Below are 14151 nucleotides of genomic sequence, written 5' to 3'. Positions count from 1 at the left end.
GCAATCGCAACAAATGGAGCCTGCGCAGCCTCAGTGAGCCTCGTTCATCCCCCGCTCCAGATCATCGATCAATGCCTTGGCCATCTCGCTGAGAATCCGCGCCGCGCTGCCAGCGATGCGGTCGTTTTCCATTTCTGCTTCTGTGGTGAGGTGGCGGATGCAGCCGAGCAGTACGGAAAGCTGCGAGAACGCATGATCGAACGGAACATCAGGCCTGAGGCTGAACAGGTCGAAGGTTTCTACGCCTGCCGTTGATGCTTGGTTGAGGCCCTCGCTCATTGTGATGCTCCTTGCGCACCGGCGTGCTCGTTCAGCGCATTGATCATCCGGCACAGCAGGCGGATGTTCATGCCCATGGCGTCACGCACAGGGCCTTGCGGGCTGTCGAGCAGCACGCTGGAGGTCTGTTTGATGGTCAGGGTCAAAGCGCAGATGAGTGCGTTGCACTCTTGGGTGTTGGGCGGTTCCGGGAGCGAGATGGCGGGAGGGTCGAGCAGAAGCAGGGCGGATGGAGGTGGATCTGGGACGAGCTTTTTCATGGCGGATCTCCGTATGTTGGGCTGACCTGCCTTCCTCCTCGTCTCACGGATTTGGGTGGCAGTCGTGCACGGGGTGAGACCCGGGACATACGGTAACCCCGGCCAGACCGAAGCCTGCCCGCGCACGACCGCCATGGAGCGGCGCTACCGAATGTGAACCGGGTGTCTCACGCCCGATCGCCTTGCGAGGCGACCCGAGGACATTATTCCCGGAGCGCTTGCCAGCCAAGACGGCACCTTCCGATAGGCGTCGTAGGATAAGTCGCCAGAGTGAACGAACAGAAGCATTTGGTTTCAGGTTCAGAAATGTCTTACGGCTTGCGACTGCTGCGAGGGCTTCGCCCTCGATCGCCGGCAAGCCGGCTCCCACAAGTACAGTGCAGACCTCAAGAACTGCGCGTTCCCTGTGGGCTTGCCGGCGATTGGCTACCCCGCGGAAACAGCAGGTACCAATTGCGTCCAACCTGATAAAACCGTCGCTACTAGCCTCACAGGCAAACCATAGGAGGCAGGGAACATGGATCGTCCCCATTCAAATCAGCTAAGGCTTGGCCGGTTCTCAGAAAGGCATCGGTTGTACCTTCTCACCAGCACCACATTGCACAGGGCCCCTGTACTGGGTGGGTTTCACTCGGCCCGCTTGTTGGTCAGCCAGCTACGCCAGGCCGAGGCAGAAGGTGCGGCGCGGTCTTTAGCCTGGGTGGTAATGCCTGATCATTTCCACTGGTTGATCGAGCTGGGGCCGGTGAGCCTGAAAACGTTGATGCGCCGGGTGAAGTCGCACAGCACCTGTGCCATCAACCGCCATCTCGGGCGATATGGGAGGCTTTGGCAGAAGGGGTTTCATGACCGGGCGTTGCGCCGAGAAGAGGACGTGCAGGCTGTGGCGCGGTACATCGTCTTGAACCCTATGCGCGCAGGTCTGGTTGAGCGGGTGGGGGATTATCCGCATTGGGACGCGATCTGGGTTTGACTGCCATGGCCACATCGCCTGCCCCGTGTCACCGTGGCAGATCGAGCAGTTGTGTGCATACAACGAAGCACCACGGGCGGGGTCCGGGGTAATCACCGGCGCCTGACGGACTTCGTAGGCCACGGCCAGGCGCGCGCCCAACTGGCCGTCACGCACGGTCGGCGGATAGTCGGCACCGATATAGTCGAGCAAACCCTAAAAATCATAATTTTCCTTGTAGCGTGAGAAACATTTGCCTGATGATGCCGAAGTGAGGATTTCCGCAATGAAGGCTGTCGGCTACTCACGTTTAAACCGAGTGTCTCACGCCCGATCGCCTTGCAAGGTGACCTGAGCACAGTATTCCGGGAACACTTTCCAGCCAAAACGACACCTTCCGACAGACGCCGTAGGATAATTCGACTGAAGCATTTGGTTTTATATTCGGAAATTTCTTACGACTGCAGGGTTGGCAATATGCCGCGTACGCTACGCATGCCCTCCCACCTGGCGAATAATCACGGTTTTACCCTCCACCTCAAAGTGAACACGGGTACCGCCATTGAGGCGGAACTGATAAATCCCTAAATCTTTCCTATAAAGTTTGTAGTCTACATCACCTAAAGGCAATACAGCTTCCCAAGGCGGCAGCCCCTTATTGTGAATCGAATTTTGAAATTCATCGAATTTCTGCTGCTCAACTTTAGTCAGTACTTTCAAATTTTCTCTCACGTCCGCCTTGTTTAGTTTCCAGCCTTGGTTTTCTTCTGAGAATGCGTTTGAAAATACAGAGCTTGGTGAGCTGTACCGTTCACCCAATGGAGGGCTCCCTCCTGACAAGGGGGAGGGGGAGGATAATAATGACGAGCTGGAGGCAGTCGAAATAGATCGGTTCATCGCAGGCTTCCTCGAAGCGCGGGTCTTCTGCGAATTGGGAGACACAATCAATGAGTGAGGCCTTTTCATGTGTGCCGGCAATACTCCCTTAGTAGGCATATGCCCGGTCGGGTCACTGAAATTGACAGGATCACCGGAGACATACGCATAGCCATTCAACCCACCCTCGCCAAATGGGCTCAAGCTGTCAGTACTTTGAAAGCGCATCAGCACAGGGTTGTACAGACGATAGCCCAAACCTAGAAAATAGTGCCCTGTCACAGCGTCCCGTGTTTCTCCATTGAAACCGGGCAACCCTGGGAGATCGGCGCTTTCCTGCTTGGAGCCGTAAGGTGGGTAGGCAAAACTTTGTGCTTCGCCGCTTACCGAAGCCATGAGCACAGAGTCTTTGGCGTCCATCGTAAGCACTACGGTTTGCAGTGCGTTGTCGTCACAACGCAACTGCGCTAACAGTAAGCCCCTCGCCCGCAACACCGTTCGCGTTGACTGGCCCTCCACCTGTGTCACAAGCCGGTCTTGCGCGTAAAAAAACTGGGTACAGGACAGTTCTCGACCCTGCGTGTTCTGGCTCATGGTGGTTTGACCTCGTATCGGGCCCAGACCATGCTGATGCAGTTCGTGGCAGCTCGCTACTGGCAAAAGTGACAGGTATCGCCACGACCCTGTTCCGCCCTCACTGCTTCACCGCAGCGCCCTTCCACCCACCGCCCAACGCCAGGAACACACCGATCTGCCCCATCGCCACCTGGCTATTGGCCGCCGCCAGCTGCGCGCGCATGTCCGTGTAGGTCCGTGTCGCCTGCAAGTCCGCCAGGAATGACTCACGCCCCGCCTGGTAATAGCGGTGCGTCTGGTCCGCCGCTTCTTTTGCCGACTTCTCCGCCTCGGCCAGCGCATCACGCCGGTCGAGCAAGGCGCTGTACTGGGCCAGGCGGGTCTGGGTTTCGCGAATGGCGTTGAGCACCACGCCGTCGAAATGCGCCAGCGCCGCCTGGGTCGAAGCCTCAGCCATGCGAATGCGGGCACGGGTGCCGTTGGTGGGGATGTTCCAGCTGATCTGCGGGCCGAAGCCCCAGCGGTTGGTCGCAGGCTCACCCAGGTTCTCGAGAATACCGATGGTACCAACCTGGGCGCCGATGCTGATGTCGGGATACAGGGCGCCCGTGGCCACGCCGATATTCGCTGTAGATGCCGCCAGCTGGCGTTCGGCCTGGCGCACGTCGGGGCGGCGCTTGAGCAGCGCGGCGCCATCACCGACCGGCAACAGCTGGTTCAGGTGTGGCAGCTCGGCACACTCGGCAGTGCCGGCAGGCAGTTGCTCCACAGGCTTGGCCAGCAGCGCGGCCAAGGTATACAGGCCGGTTTCACGCTCGGCCTTGAAGCGCGGCAACTCTGCGCGCAGCGATTTGAACTGGGTCTGCGAGCGAGTGACCTGGGTTTCGTCACCCCGGCCAGCATCACGCAGGCGCTGGTTGAGCTGCACGCTCTGCTGCTGCAAGCCGAGCGACTCGCGGGCGATGTGGTATTCCTCGTTGGCCGAACACACCTGGGTGTAGGCCTTGACCACATCGGCCACCAACGTGATGCGGGCGGTATCGGCAGCGGCCTGCACAGCGTCGGCATTGGCTTTGGCCGCTTCGGTGCCACGCTTGAAGGTACCCCAGAGGTCAAACTGGTAGGAAGCGCTGATGATCGCATCACCGATGTTGGCCACTGGCACCTTCTCGGTCAGCAAAAATGCCTCGCCAGACTCCTGCAACCGCTGGGCTCCGGCTTTGATGCCACCGTTGAATCCACCCTGGGACTGGGCTACCTCGACCTGCGCACGGGCCTTGGCAATGTTGGCCGCAGCCACGCGCAGTTCGGTGTTGGCACTCAACGCCTGGCGCACCAGCTCATTGAGGCGTTGATCCTGATACAGCTGCCACCAGTCCTCGGGTACCGGCGCCGACACGACGCTGGCAGCATCCTGGCGCAGCGGCCCACTGAGGTCGCTGCGCTGCACTGCCGCGTCCTTGGGCACTTCATAGTCCGGGCCTACCATCATGCAGGCCCCAAGAGACAGGCACAAGCCAGCCAGGATCAGCTGTTTCATGGGCGCGGGCCCTCGATGATCGACACCGTGGCGGTACGCCCGGCGATCATGCGGAAGTCTTGCGGCACTTCATCGAAGGCGATGCGCACCGGGATCCGCTGGGCCAGGCGCACCCAGCTGAACGCCGGGTTGACGTTGGGCAGCAGGTTGCTGCCGCTGCTGCGATCGCGGTCCTCGATACCGGCGGCAAAGCTCTGCACGTGGCCACGCAGGCGAGTGTTGTCGCCCATTACGCGGATGTCCACGGCATCGCCAATGTGGATGCCGCCCAATTTGGTCTCTTCGAAATAGCCATCGACGTGATACGAAGCACTGTCGACGACCGAAAGCACGGGGCGGCCGGCCGTGACGAATTCGTGGTTTCGCGGCGCGCGGTCGTTGAGGTAACCGTCCACCGGGCTGCGCACCACCGAACGGTCCAGGTTGAGCTGGGCGGTGTCGACCGCCACTTGGGCCTCGCTCACCGCCGAACGGGCACGGGCCTCGCGGGACTGGCTTTCTTCCAGTTGCTCGGCCGCCACCAGGTTGCCCAGCTTGCGGTTGCGCTGCGCTTCGCGAGAGGCCTGGGCCAGGGTTTCCTGGCGTTCGCCAAGGGTCGCCTTGGCCTGGCGCAGCGCCAGGGTGAAGCGGTCCTGGTCGATGGTGAACAGCACGTCGCCGCGCTTGACGGTCTGGTTGTCACGCACTTCGACTTTCTGGATCAGCCCGGAAACATCCGGGGCGATCTGGATCACGTCGGCGCGGATGTGGCCGTCGCGGGTCCAGGGGGCGAACATGTAGTACACCACCATCTGCCACACGAGCACGGCGGCGAAGGTCACTACCAGCAAGGTCAGGACCACACGGCCCAGGGTCAGCAAAGGTTTTTTCATGGCAGCATCAGGCTTCGGCAAAAATGGTCCACCGCGCCAAGCAGCACGGCATACAAAGCAACGTTGAACAATGCCCGGTGCCAGACCAGGCGGTAGAAGTGCAGGCGCACCAGCACCGCGTGCACCCCGAGAAACAGCAGGTAGGTGCAGACCATCATCACCAGCAGCGTGGGCAGGAACACCCCGCTGATATCCAGTTCACCGATCACAGGGGCGCTCCGTCGAGCCCGGGGGGCAGTTGCGGTTGTTCGGCAGGCTCGAGCATCACCTCGACACCCGGCAGCAATGCCAGGCGCAGGCCGCTCAGGGCATGCAGCAGGTGCGTGCGGGCATCGCCACGTTCGTACAGTTCATCCAGGTTCAGCGCCAGGCGTGCCCGCTCCATGTTGCGCAGCAGCGGTGCAGGGGCATGCAGGCGCTGACCGGCACGCAGGCACGCAGCGTAGTGGCCGCCCACTTCCTCGATCACCATTTGCAGGCGCTCGCGGGCCTGGGTGCCTGCACGCGGCAGGTAGGCCAGCAGGTCGAGCAGGTTCAGGCCCACGCGCAGGTCGCGCAGGGCTGCGCCACTGTCCTGGCCGGTCTGCGACAGGCGCGGCAGGTGCTGCATCAGGCGGTCGAGCATCTGCACGCCGAGCTGGCGACGTTCGGCCAGGGTCGCCGGGGCAGTCATCTCGACGATGTCCCGCCAGGCGAAGCGAGTCATGCGTTTGGCGGCCAGTTCCACACCGAACGGGCGCATCACCAGGGTCCAGATGAATGCGAACAGAAGCCCTGCAGGGCCTGCCAGGTTGGAGTTGAGGAAGGTGAAGAAATCGGCGTCGTAGGCGCCCTGGATACTGATGAAGGTCGAGGTGTTGACGATGGTCAGCAAGGTGCCCAGGTAGAAGCGTGGCTGCACGGTCAGGGTGCCGACGCAGATGAACGGCACCGCGAAGGCCAGCACCAGCATCGGGAAATCGTGCAGGTTGGGCAGCACCAGGAACAGGTACAGGCTGGAGAAGATGACCGACATCAACGTCCAGAAGAAGAACCGGTAGATCTGCGGTGCCGGGTCGTCCATGGCGGCGAAGAAGCTGCACGACACGGCGGCGAGGATCACCGCGCTGGCGCCGTCGTTCCAGCCCAGGCCGATCCACAGGCCGCAGGCGACGATGATTGCCAGCACGGTGGAAACCACCGAATAAAGCATCAAGCCACGGTCGAAGAACGGTGTCAGGCGGCCCAGGCGCCAGTGGCGGTAGACCGCGCGCCAGGGCTTGGCGTCATCCGTGCGCAAGGCGTGCTGCAAGGTACAGCAGTCCTGCCACAGGTCGGCCCATTCGGTCAGCCGGTAAAGCGCATTGGACAGCAACAGTTCGGCGCGCTGGTCGAGGACGGCGGCGCCGGGCTGCAGGCGGTCGATCTGTTCGTGCAGGGCAGTCCAGCGTGCTACCGAGGCGCTTTGTGCTGTGCCCTCGAGCCATTCGCGGGCGGCGGCGAGCACTGGTTGCAGCTGGGCGAACTGCGCCGGGGCGCGGCCTTCGAGCGCCACCAGGGCGTCGTCAAGGGCGTCGATCACCGGCAGCAGATGGATCATGCGCCCGCGCAGCTCGCGGGCGTTCTTCAAGGTATGCGGGCCTGCACCCTCGTGGCCGAGCTGGCCAATCATCAACTCCAGCGAGTTGAAGGTGGCAACCATGGCACCACGCATGCCACCCACTTTGTCCGCAGCAACATCACGGGCGAGGTAGGTATCGCTGTAGCGGGTCGCTTCGCTGAACCAGCTCCCGGTCGCGCCAACCACCACGGGCGCCAGGCGTCGTGGCCAGAAAATCGCGCCGACCACGGCTGCGCAGACAATCCCCAGGCAGATTTCCTGGGCACGTGAAGAAGCAACGTCGAACACTGCCAGCGGGTTGTCGACCACCGCCAGGGCGATCATTGGCAGCGTATAGCCGGCCAGCATCAGCACGTAGTTGTTCGCGGTGCGCAGGTTCAGCGAGAGGTACAGCAATGTGCCAGTCCACAGGGCGATCGCGACGGTCAGCAACAACGGCGACTGCACCAGCGGCGGCACCAGGAAGATTGCCCCGCCAGCGCCGAGCAGCGTGCCAAGGGCCCGATACAGGGCCTTGGAGCTGGTAGGCCCAACGAATGGGCTGGAAACGATGTAGACGGTTGCCATCGCCCAGTAGGGGCGCGGCAGCTGCATGAGCAGTGCGATGTACAGCGCGATCATCGACGCGGCAAAGGTACGCACACCATAGAACCAGTCGCGGGCCGGCGGTACCGAACTGAAGAAACCGTTCATGCCACCCCGCCAGTGCTTCCAAGGCCTGTTGCCTCGAAGGCGCGGAGCACGCGCAAGGCGGCATGCAGGTCGGCCTCATCGATACCCTGCAGCACTTCGTGGCGTACGCGCACCAGTTCGGCTTCGATGGCTTCGGCCAAGGCACGGCCCTCGGCTGTCAGGCTCAGGGCCTTGGCACGGCGGTCCAGCGGATCCTCGCTGCGGCATACCAGGCCAGCCTTGCACAGCTGGTCAAGCAGGCGCACAAGCGACGGGCTTTCCAGGCCAGCGGCCTGAGCCACGGCTACCTGGTGCACGCCATCGCCCAGGCGCACGATCATCAGCAAGGGTGCGGCGCAGGCTTCGGAAATGCCGTAGCTGGTCAGGGCTGTATGGCAAATGCGCCGCCAATGGCGGGCGGCAACGACCATGCCGGTGCTGACTTGCAGGCGCAGTGAGTCAAGCGTCATGTAAAGAACCAAGGATATTCATAGTTTGCTAACTATCAATATACGCCTGGCCCTCCCCCTGTCGTCAACCGGGGGCGACGGGGGGAATACATGAATTGTTGTTCATTGAGGCTGAACCTGGTCCTCCAACTTCATCGCCAGCGCCAACGTGCTGCCCATCTGCACTGCCCGATCCCGCCAATCCAGATAGCGCGCCGCATCGCAACGGCTGAAATGCACTGCCAGCTCCTCGGCCGCCTGCATGACCCCGGTCGCTGCCGCCAGCTCCAGCCAGTACAGCCCGGCCTTGATATCAGCGTCCACACTCAGGCCATGCAACAAACGGTAGCCCACCTCGAAGCGGCAACGCACCTCGCCCCGTTCGGCCCCACGAAGAAACCACTGGTAAGCCTGAGCCAGATCGACCTGCCAGCCCAGTTGCGCATCGCAGACTTCTTCCTCGTACAAATCGCCGAGTGCGGCGGCTGCATCGAGCATGCCCCGGTCAAAGGCATGGCGATAGCACTCTGCGGCCTGGACGTAGGAAACCTCCACACCCTTGCCGAAGTAGTGCTGCTGCCCCAGGTTGAACCAGGCTGCGGCATTGCCCTGCATGGCCGCCATGCGCAGCAGGTGCCCGGCCAGCACGGTGTCGGCACGCCAGTACTTGCCATTGAGCCAGACCCAGCCCAGGTCATTGAGCGCCGCCACATGGCCGGCCAGCGCTTGATGGCGCAGGTCGGCATACACCGCTTGCAGGTCCGCCGCTTCGTCCAGGCGGTTGACCAGCAGCGCCCGCTGGCTGGGCAACCCCACCCCGGCGAACAGCCGCTGCCGCCTGCCAGCGGGGGTCGGCGCGGGAATGACCTGCTCAGGCAGAAGACGGGCGAGCAGCGAGTGGATATTGCTGACAGCTGACATGTTCATCCTCATTGAACGACCCACAGGCCTTACTGCGGCTGTGATGAGGCGTGATTCTGCGCGACGTCACGTCAAAACCTGTCGCGAACGATTCGGCGCCAGGCAACCAATTGGCGGTTCCTTGATCTGAACGGATCGTGGCTAATTGCCATGACCCACTAATGCCGCCATCCTGATGCGGCAAGCCTAGACAAGGACGTTACCTTTTGCCGTTCGCCACCACCCGCGCCACCCTCAGCCGTCAGTGGGCGCTGCTGCGCCAGCTACCCAGCCGTTCCCCGGGCATTACCAGCGCAGAACTGGTGTGGCGCCTGCGCGATGTGGGTTTCACCGTCAGCAAACGCACGGTGGAACGCGACCTCAATGAGCTGTCGTTGATCTTCCCGCTGGAGCGCAACGACAAGAGCATTCCGTTCGGCTGGCACTGGTCGGCGAATGCCTTGGGTGAGCTGCGTGGGAATTTCGACCTGCAGGGCTACTTGCGCGGTGAGGCGCTCCAGCCGGCGCAAGGTGGTGGGCTGGCGCTGCAAGCCTGGGTCAACGACAGGGTGGCACGACAGTTACGTGATCAGCCGTTGTGTGCAGACATGCAGCTGACTGCCCTGGAGCACGGGCATCGGCTGCAGGCCACGATGGAAGATGGCTGGGCGTTACGCTGGTGGGTGTTGAGCCAGGGGGACGGGGTGAAGGTGGAGCAGCCGGATGAACTGCGCAGTGAGATTGCCAAGACCCTGAGCAATGCGGCTGCGCAGTACCAAAATTAGGCCGCTACAGATCAGCGCTGCATCCCCCAGCGCCACACGGTCACCCGTTCCAGGGTATTGAACACCAACCCCTCGACCAGCAGCCCGATCAGGATCACCACCGCCAACCCGGCAAAAACCTTGTCGGTATACAGCTCGTTGCGGTTCTGGAAGATGTACCAACCCAGCCCGCCCTTGCCGCTGCTCGCGCCGAACACCAGCTCGGCGGCGATCAGCGTGCGCCAGGCAAATGCCCAGCCGATCTTCAGCCCCGACAGGATCGACGGCAGTGCCGCGGGCACCAGGATGTGCAGCACCAGCCGCAGCCCTTTGAGGCCATAGTTGCGCCCAGCCATGCGCAAGGTTTCAGAAACGCCAAGAAAACCCGCGTAGGTATTCAGCGCCAGCGCCCAAAGCACCGAGTGCACCAGCACGAAGATCAGGCTGTTGTCGCCCAGCCCGAACCACAGCAGAGCCAGCGGCAGCAGGGCAATCGCGGGCAGCGGGTTGAACATTGAGGTCAACGTACCCAACAAGTCGCGGCCCAGCTGGGTGGAAACCGCAAGGCTGGTCAGGCCGAAAGCCAGCACGATGCCCAGCACGTACCCCTTGAGCAGGATCACCAACGACACGCCGACCTTGGCCGGCAGCTCGCCGCTGCGCAGGCCGTCCCACAGCGCCGCGGCAGTCTGCAAAAAACTCGGTAGCAGCAGGTCATTGCCCTGGTAGCGGGCAATGGCCTCCCACAATGCTGCGATCACCACAAGGATCACCGCCTTGCGTAACCAGCCTTGCTGCCACAGGCGCTGGGCCAGCGACAGGTTGCGTTCCAGAGGCACACTGAGCAGCGGCTCCAGCTGCACCTCGTATTCCTGACGTACAGGTGTAGTGGTCATGGCTCAAGCTCCTGTCAGTAGGCAATGCGGATGTCGTTGAAGCCCAGGTATTCGGCCTGCTCAGGGGCATCGGCCTCGTCGAACAACAGCCGATGGATGCGCCGGGCGCTGGCCTGGAAGTCACTGGCGCCGAGGCTGCCGAGGTCGTACTGATGGCTGTGCACCTCGGCCCGTACCCGCCCCGGATGGGGTGACAGCAACAGGATGCGGTTACCCACTACCAGCGCCTCCTCGATGGAATGGGTGACGAACAGCAAGGTGAAGCGCACCTCCTCCCACAGCAACAGCAACTCTTCCTGCATCTTGCGCCGGGTAAGCGCATCGAGTGCGGCGAACGGCTCATCCATCAACAGGATCTTCGGTTGCGTGGCCAGTGCACGAGCAATTGCCACGCGCGCTTTCATGCCGCCCGACAGGGTATGCGGATAAGCGTCGGCAAAAGCCGCCAGGCCAACCTTGTCCAGGTAATGCAACGCTCGGTCTTCGGCCTCGGCGCGCTTGAGCTGGCCAGAAACGAGCAGCGGGAACATGACGTTCTGCTTCACCGTCTTCCACGGCGGCAGCTGGTCGAACTCCTGGAACACCACGATGCGATCGGGGCCAGGGCCGGTGACCGGCTGGCCCTGCAGCAGGATCTGCCCTTGCTGTGGGCTGATGAACCCGGCTACGGCCTTGAGCAGCGTGGACTTGCCACACCCCGAGGGGCCCAGCAAGACAAAACGGTCGGCACGGTCGACTTCGAAGCTGACCTGATGGGTGGCCCGCACCACGCGCTGCGCGGTACGGTATTCGAGGCTCAGGTTATCCACCTTGAGCAACGGCGGTGTAGCCACACGGCTAAGGTTGCTGGCCGTGTGGCCTGGCAATGGGGCGGTCATGGTCGGTCAGCTCCCCTGCAGTGGGCGTTCATCCTGGAAGAAGTAATCCTTCCACGACTCAGGCTTGTGCTTGATGGCGCCTACCCGGTAGAGGAATTCGGCCAGCTTGTAGGTGTTCTTCGGCGTTACGGTGAACTCGTACTGGGGGTTGTCGATCAGCTTGATCAGCACATCGCGGTCAATCTTGGCCTTGGTGACGCGGATATAGGTATCGGCAGCCGCCGCCTTGTCCTTCTGGGCAAAGTCCGCAGCCTCGGCCAGGGCATCGACGAACGCCTTGTAGGTCTTGGGGTTGTCGTTGCGGAATTTCTCGGTGGCAAACAGCACGGTCGGCGAGTTGGGGCCGAGCAGGTCATAGCTGTTGAGCACCACGTGCACGTCTTTGTTGGCCAGTGCCTGGTCCTGGAACGGCGGGTTGGAGAAGTGCCCGTTGAGCTCGGTGCCGCCAGCCAGCAACGCAGCGGTGGCATCTGGGTGCGGTACGGCAAGGGTGTACTTGTCGAGGCGGTTGTATTCCTTCTCGCCCCACTGCTGGGCAGCGGCGTACTGCAGGAAGCGCGATTGCACCGAGACGCCCACGGCCGGCACGGCAATGCGGTCCTTGCCGGAAATGTCGGCGATGGTCTTCACGTTCGGGTTGCTGCTGACCAGGTAGTACGGAAAGTTGCCCAGCGAGGCCACCGCCTTGACGTTCTGCCGGCCTTTGGTGCGGTCCCATACCGTCAGCAACGGCCCAACGCCGGCACCGGCGATGTCCACCGAGCCGGACAACAGCGCGTCGTTGATCGCAGCACCCCCGGATAGCTGGGCCCAGTCGACGGCGATGTCGATCCCCTGCTCCTTGCCGTGCTTTTCAATCAGTTGCTGATCACGCACCACATTGAGCAGCAGATAGACAATGCCGAACTGCTCGGCAATGCGGATCTTGCCTTCGGCATGGGCCACCGTGGGGGCCGCAAGGCTGCCCACGACCAGGCTTGCGCCCAGGCTGATACTTGCCGCCAGGCGGCTGATGGATTTGCGCATGATGGTTTCCTCAGTCGTCAGAACGGGGCATCGCCCTGGATGGTGGTGCGGAAAAGTTTGCGTCGCAGGTGCGCCGGGCAGCCTGTGGCGAGGTGGGTCAGCGAGCGGTTGTCCCAGAACACCAGATCGTGTGCCTGCCATTGGTGGCGGTAGATGTTCTGTTCGAGCACGCTCAGGGCATAAAGCTGCTGCAGCACGTCGCGGCTTTCATCATCCGGCAGGCCGACGATGCGGGTAGTGAACCCTTCGCTGACGAACAGTGCCTTGCGGCCGTTTTCCGGGTGGGTTCGTACCACCGGATGGATCACTTCCTGCACCTGTGCAAGCTGCTCGGCGCTGAGGGTCGGGCGCCAGTTGCCTTCGAACTTGGTCTCGGCGTAACGGGCGGTGTAGGAGTGCGCGGCACTGCGGCCCTCGACCTGCTTGCGCAGCGCTTGGGGTACCGCGTCCCAGGCCTTGTGCATGTCGGCGAACAGGGTGTCGCCACCTTCACTGGGCAACTCCTGGGCGTGCAGCATGGAACCCAGGCTTGGGAGTTCCTTGTATGACAGGTCCGAATGCCAGAACTTGCCGGCATCGCCCAGGCCGATGTTGTGGCCGTTCTCGATGATGTTGGAGACGATCAGGATCTCGGGGTGGCCTGTGAGCAGAAACTGCTTTAGCACATGGATTTGCAGTTGGCCGAAGCGGCGGCTGAAGGCGATCTGCTGTTCAGGGCTGATGCGCTGGTCGCGCAGCACCAGTACATGGTGCTCGAGGTGGGCGCGATGAATAAGGCTGAAGTCCTCGGCGTTGACCGGTTTTGCCAGGTCCAGGCCGATGATCTCGGCGCCAACGGCACCCGCGAACGGGCGGATTTCAAAGGTTTGCGGCTGAGCGCTGTGGTTGGACGACAAGGCGTTCGAGGCGGCGGACATTTTTCACTCCCACGCAGTGCGCGACTTCGATGACGCGCAACGATCAGAAACGCACGGGGTTTAGCCGTGTGGGTTCAAGTCGTGCGGCGCATCGATTGGTCGACGGGTACGCAGTGGAGTGACTATAAGGTAATAAGAAAAATATTTTAAATACCGTTAATGAATAACGATATGAGGGTGGCAGCTGTCTGCCGGGTAAGCAGGCAAGTACAGCGGATTAAATCAACCCGCCCTCCTCCTCGTCCTCGATCAGATTGTTCAAGCTGCCGAGCGCCTTGCGCGCAGTCGAGCGACTGAGCAGCTTGGCCTGGGCGCCAGGCGGCAGGTCGGTGATGCTGAACACGCCTTTGGCAGTCAGCACCTCGATCAAGTCTTCAAGCACCCGGATCATGTCCAAGTCGCTCTGCTTCAGCTGCTTCAGGCTGTTTTCGACGACATCGTCAGCAAACCACTCCTGTATCTCGGCATGATCTGCCGGGAGGATCTCCGTATGTTCGGCATAGGGTGCAGCTTCTACCCGCAGCAACTGGCCCTCGGCGTCGCGTTGCACGTAGAACATGGCGTCGTCCCTCGTCACGATGGTTCCTTGTTGGTAGTCAGCAGCATAGGCAAAGTTCATCGGGCATGACAGCCCGGCGCAGAAGTATGCGCTGCACGAAGATGCCAGAAAAGACCGCTCTGCGCGGTGGCCCGG

16 protein-coding genes are annotated in these 14151 nt (G+C 62.0%); 2 read left to right on the top strand and 14 right to left on the bottom strand.

Translation table 11 applies throughout. The annotated features are described in order from the left end of the window. Window positions 1–30: 30 nt before the first annotated feature. Together IWW33_RS12205 and IWW33_RS12200 are read right to left on the bottom strand one after the other, a co-directional pair. Window positions 31–279, bottom strand: coding sequence for a DUF3077 domain-containing protein (locus IWW33_RS12205; RefSeq protein WP_115273150.1), 249 nt, complete (start codon window positions 277–279; stop codon window positions 31–33). Beyond that, a complete protein-coding gene (locus IWW33_RS12200; RefSeq protein ID WP_012316800.1) occupies window positions 276–539 on the bottom strand; it encodes a hypothetical protein in 264 nt (87 codons plus the stop codon). The genes IWW33_RS12205 and IWW33_RS12200 overlap by 4 nt, the downstream gene beginning before the upstream one ends. A 517-nt stretch (window positions 540–1056) precedes the next feature. Here IWW33_RS12200 and IWW33_RS12195 point away from each other — a divergent pair. Next, window positions 1057–1512, top strand: coding sequence for a transposase (locus IWW33_RS12195; protein ID WP_119687958.1), 456 nt, complete (start codon window positions 1057–1059; stop codon window positions 1510–1512). 468 nt (window positions 1513–1980) lie between these two features. Here the strand turns inward: IWW33_RS12195 and IWW33_RS12190 are convergent, their stop codons facing one another. The 7 genes from IWW33_RS12190 to IWW33_RS12160 all read right to left on the bottom strand — a co-directional run bounded on the left by IWW33_RS12190 (window position 1981) and on the right by IWW33_RS12160 (window position 8997). After that, window positions 1981–2961 (bottom strand): RHS repeat-associated core domain-containing protein, encoded by a 981-nt coding sequence (locus tag IWW33_RS12190; RefSeq protein ID WP_196914284.1) that lies wholly within the window; start codon window positions 2959–2961, stop codon window positions 1981–1983. Window positions 2962–3061: 100 nt separating this feature from the next. Further along, window positions 3062–4483, bottom strand: a complete 1422-nt coding sequence (locus IWW33_RS12185; protein WP_115273153.1) for an efflux transporter outer membrane subunit — start codon at window positions 4481–4483, stop codon at window positions 3062–3064. Then, window positions 4480–5355 (bottom strand): HlyD family secretion protein, encoded by an 876-nt coding sequence (locus tag IWW33_RS12180; RefSeq protein WP_012316803.1) that lies wholly within the window; start codon window positions 5353–5355, stop codon window positions 4480–4482. The genes IWW33_RS12185 and IWW33_RS12180 overlap by 4 nt, the downstream gene beginning before the upstream one ends. Further along, on the bottom strand, window positions 5352–5564 hold the full coding sequence (locus IWW33_RS12175) for a DUF1656 domain-containing protein (RefSeq protein WP_008096887.1): 213 nt from the start codon (window positions 5562–5564) through the stop codon (window positions 5352–5354). The genes IWW33_RS12180 and IWW33_RS12175 overlap by 4 nt, the downstream gene beginning before the upstream one ends. Next, window positions 5561–7648, bottom strand: a complete 2088-nt coding sequence (locus tag IWW33_RS12170) for an FUSC family protein (RefSeq protein WP_174141993.1) — start codon at window positions 7646–7648, stop codon at window positions 5561–5563. Before IWW33_RS12170 ends, IWW33_RS12175 begins: the two co-directional genes overlap by 4 nt. Next, complete coding sequence (locus IWW33_RS12165; protein ID WP_174141994.1) at window positions 7645–8097, bottom strand: MarR family transcriptional regulator; 453 nt, start codon at window positions 8095–8097, stop codon at window positions 7645–7647. The genes IWW33_RS12170 and IWW33_RS12165 overlap by 4 nt, the downstream gene beginning before the upstream one ends. 102 nt (window positions 8098–8199) lie before the next feature. Beyond that, complete coding sequence (locus IWW33_RS12160) at window positions 8200–8997, bottom strand: tetratricopeptide repeat protein (protein ID WP_046788345.1); 798 nt, start codon at window positions 8995–8997, stop codon at window positions 8200–8202. Window positions 8998–9203: 206 nt separating this feature from the next. Here IWW33_RS12160 and IWW33_RS12155 point away from each other — a divergent pair, with 206 nt between their 5' ends. After that, complete coding sequence (locus IWW33_RS12155; RefSeq protein ID WP_174141995.1) at window positions 9204–9761, top strand: WYL domain-containing protein; 558 nt, start codon at window positions 9204–9206, stop codon at window positions 9759–9761. 11 nt (window positions 9762–9772) lie between these two features. Here the strand turns inward: IWW33_RS12155 and IWW33_RS12150 are convergent, their stop codons facing one another. The 5 genes from IWW33_RS12150 to IWW33_RS12130 all read right to left on the bottom strand — a co-directional run bounded on the left by IWW33_RS12150 (window position 9773) and on the right by IWW33_RS12130 (window position 14016). Continuing rightward, a complete protein-coding gene (locus tag IWW33_RS12150) occupies window positions 9773–10636 on the bottom strand; it encodes an ABC transporter permease (protein ID WP_174141996.1) in 864 nt (287 codons plus the stop codon). 14 nt (window positions 10637–10650) lie between these two features. Then, on the bottom strand, window positions 10651–11514 hold the full coding sequence (locus tag IWW33_RS12145) for an ABC transporter ATP-binding protein (protein WP_115273156.1): 864 nt from the start codon (window positions 11512–11514) through the stop codon (window positions 10651–10653). Between the two features lie 6 nt (window positions 11515–11520). After that, window positions 11521–12540 carry an ABC transporter substrate-binding protein gene (locus IWW33_RS12140; protein WP_174141997.1) on the bottom strand — a complete coding sequence of 340 codons (1020 nt, stop codon included), beginning with the start codon at window positions 12538–12540 and terminating at the stop codon, window positions 11521–11523. 17 nt (window positions 12541–12557) lie between these two features. Next, a complete protein-coding gene (locus IWW33_RS12135) occupies window positions 12558–13457 on the bottom strand; it encodes a TauD/TfdA family dioxygenase (RefSeq protein WP_174141998.1) in 900 nt (299 codons plus the stop codon). Between the two features lie 217 nt (window positions 13458–13674). Continuing rightward, window positions 13675–14016, bottom strand: a complete 342-nt coding sequence (locus IWW33_RS12130; RefSeq protein ID WP_039603601.1) for a hypothetical protein — start codon at window positions 14014–14016, stop codon at window positions 13675–13677. Window positions 14017–14151: the final 135 nt, after the last annotated feature.

Origin of the sequence: Pseudomonas sp. M2 (assembly GCF_015751845.1) — a bacterium.
Classification (GTDB): domain Bacteria; phylum Pseudomonadota; class Gammaproteobacteria; order Pseudomonadales; family Pseudomonadaceae; genus Aquipseudomonas; species Aquipseudomonas putida_E.
This window is presented reverse-complemented; position numbering and strand designations above follow the sequence as displayed.

What these genes read in the sequence shown, in the direction of transcription:
- IWW33_RS12180 (WP_012316803.1), bottom strand. Translation starts at nt 5,355, where the DNA reads ATGAAAAAACCTTTGCTGACCCTGGGCCGTGTGGTCCTGACCTTGCTG.
- IWW33_RS12170 (WP_174141993.1), bottom strand. Translation starts at nt 7,648, where the DNA reads ATGAACGGTTTCTTCAGTTCGGTACCGCCGGCCCGCGACTGGTTCTAT.
- IWW33_RS12140 (WP_174141997.1), bottom strand. Translation starts at nt 12,540, where the DNA reads ATGCGCAAATCCATCAGCCGCCTGGCGGCAAGTATCAGCCTGGGCGCA.
- IWW33_RS12135 (WP_174141998.1), bottom strand. Translation starts at nt 13,457, where the DNA reads ATGTCCGCCGCCTCGAACGCCTTGTCGTCCAACCACAGCGCTCAGCCG.
- IWW33_RS12200 (WP_012316800.1), bottom strand. Translation starts at nt 539, where the DNA reads ATGAAAAAGCTCGTCCCAGATCCACCTCCATCCGCCCTGCTTCTGCTC.
- IWW33_RS12145 (WP_115273156.1), bottom strand. Translation starts at nt 11,514, where the DNA reads ATGACCGCCCCATTGCCAGGCCACACGGCCAGCAACCTTAGCCGTGTG.
- IWW33_RS12195 (WP_119687958.1), top strand. Translation starts at nt 1,057, where the DNA reads ATGGATCGTCCCCATTCAAATCAGCTAAGGCTTGGCCGGTTCTCAGAA.
- IWW33_RS12165 (WP_174141994.1), bottom strand. Translation starts at nt 8,097, where the DNA reads ATGACGCTTGACTCACTGCGCCTGCAAGTCAGCACCGGCATGGTCGTT.
- IWW33_RS12130 (WP_039603601.1), bottom strand. Translation starts at nt 14,016, where the DNA reads ATGTTCTACGTGCAACGCGACGCCGAGGGCCAGTTGCTGCGGGTAGAA.
- IWW33_RS12190 (WP_196914284.1), bottom strand. Translation starts at nt 2,961, where the DNA reads ATGAGCCAGAACACGCAGGGTCGAGAACTGTCCTGTACCCAGTTTTTT.
- IWW33_RS12150 (WP_174141996.1), bottom strand. Translation starts at nt 10,636, where the DNA reads ATGACCACTACACCTGTACGTCAGGAATACGAGGTGCAGCTGGAGCCG.
- IWW33_RS12160 (WP_046788345.1), bottom strand. Translation starts at nt 8,997, where the DNA reads ATGTCAGCTGTCAGCAATATCCACTCGCTGCTCGCCCGTCTTCTGCCT.
- IWW33_RS12185 (WP_115273153.1), bottom strand. Translation starts at nt 4,483, where the DNA reads ATGAAACAGCTGATCCTGGCTGGCTTGTGCCTGTCTCTTGGGGCCTGC.
- IWW33_RS12205 (WP_115273150.1), bottom strand. Translation starts at nt 279, where the DNA reads ATGAGCGAGGGCCTCAACCAAGCATCAACGGCAGGCGTAGAAACCTTC.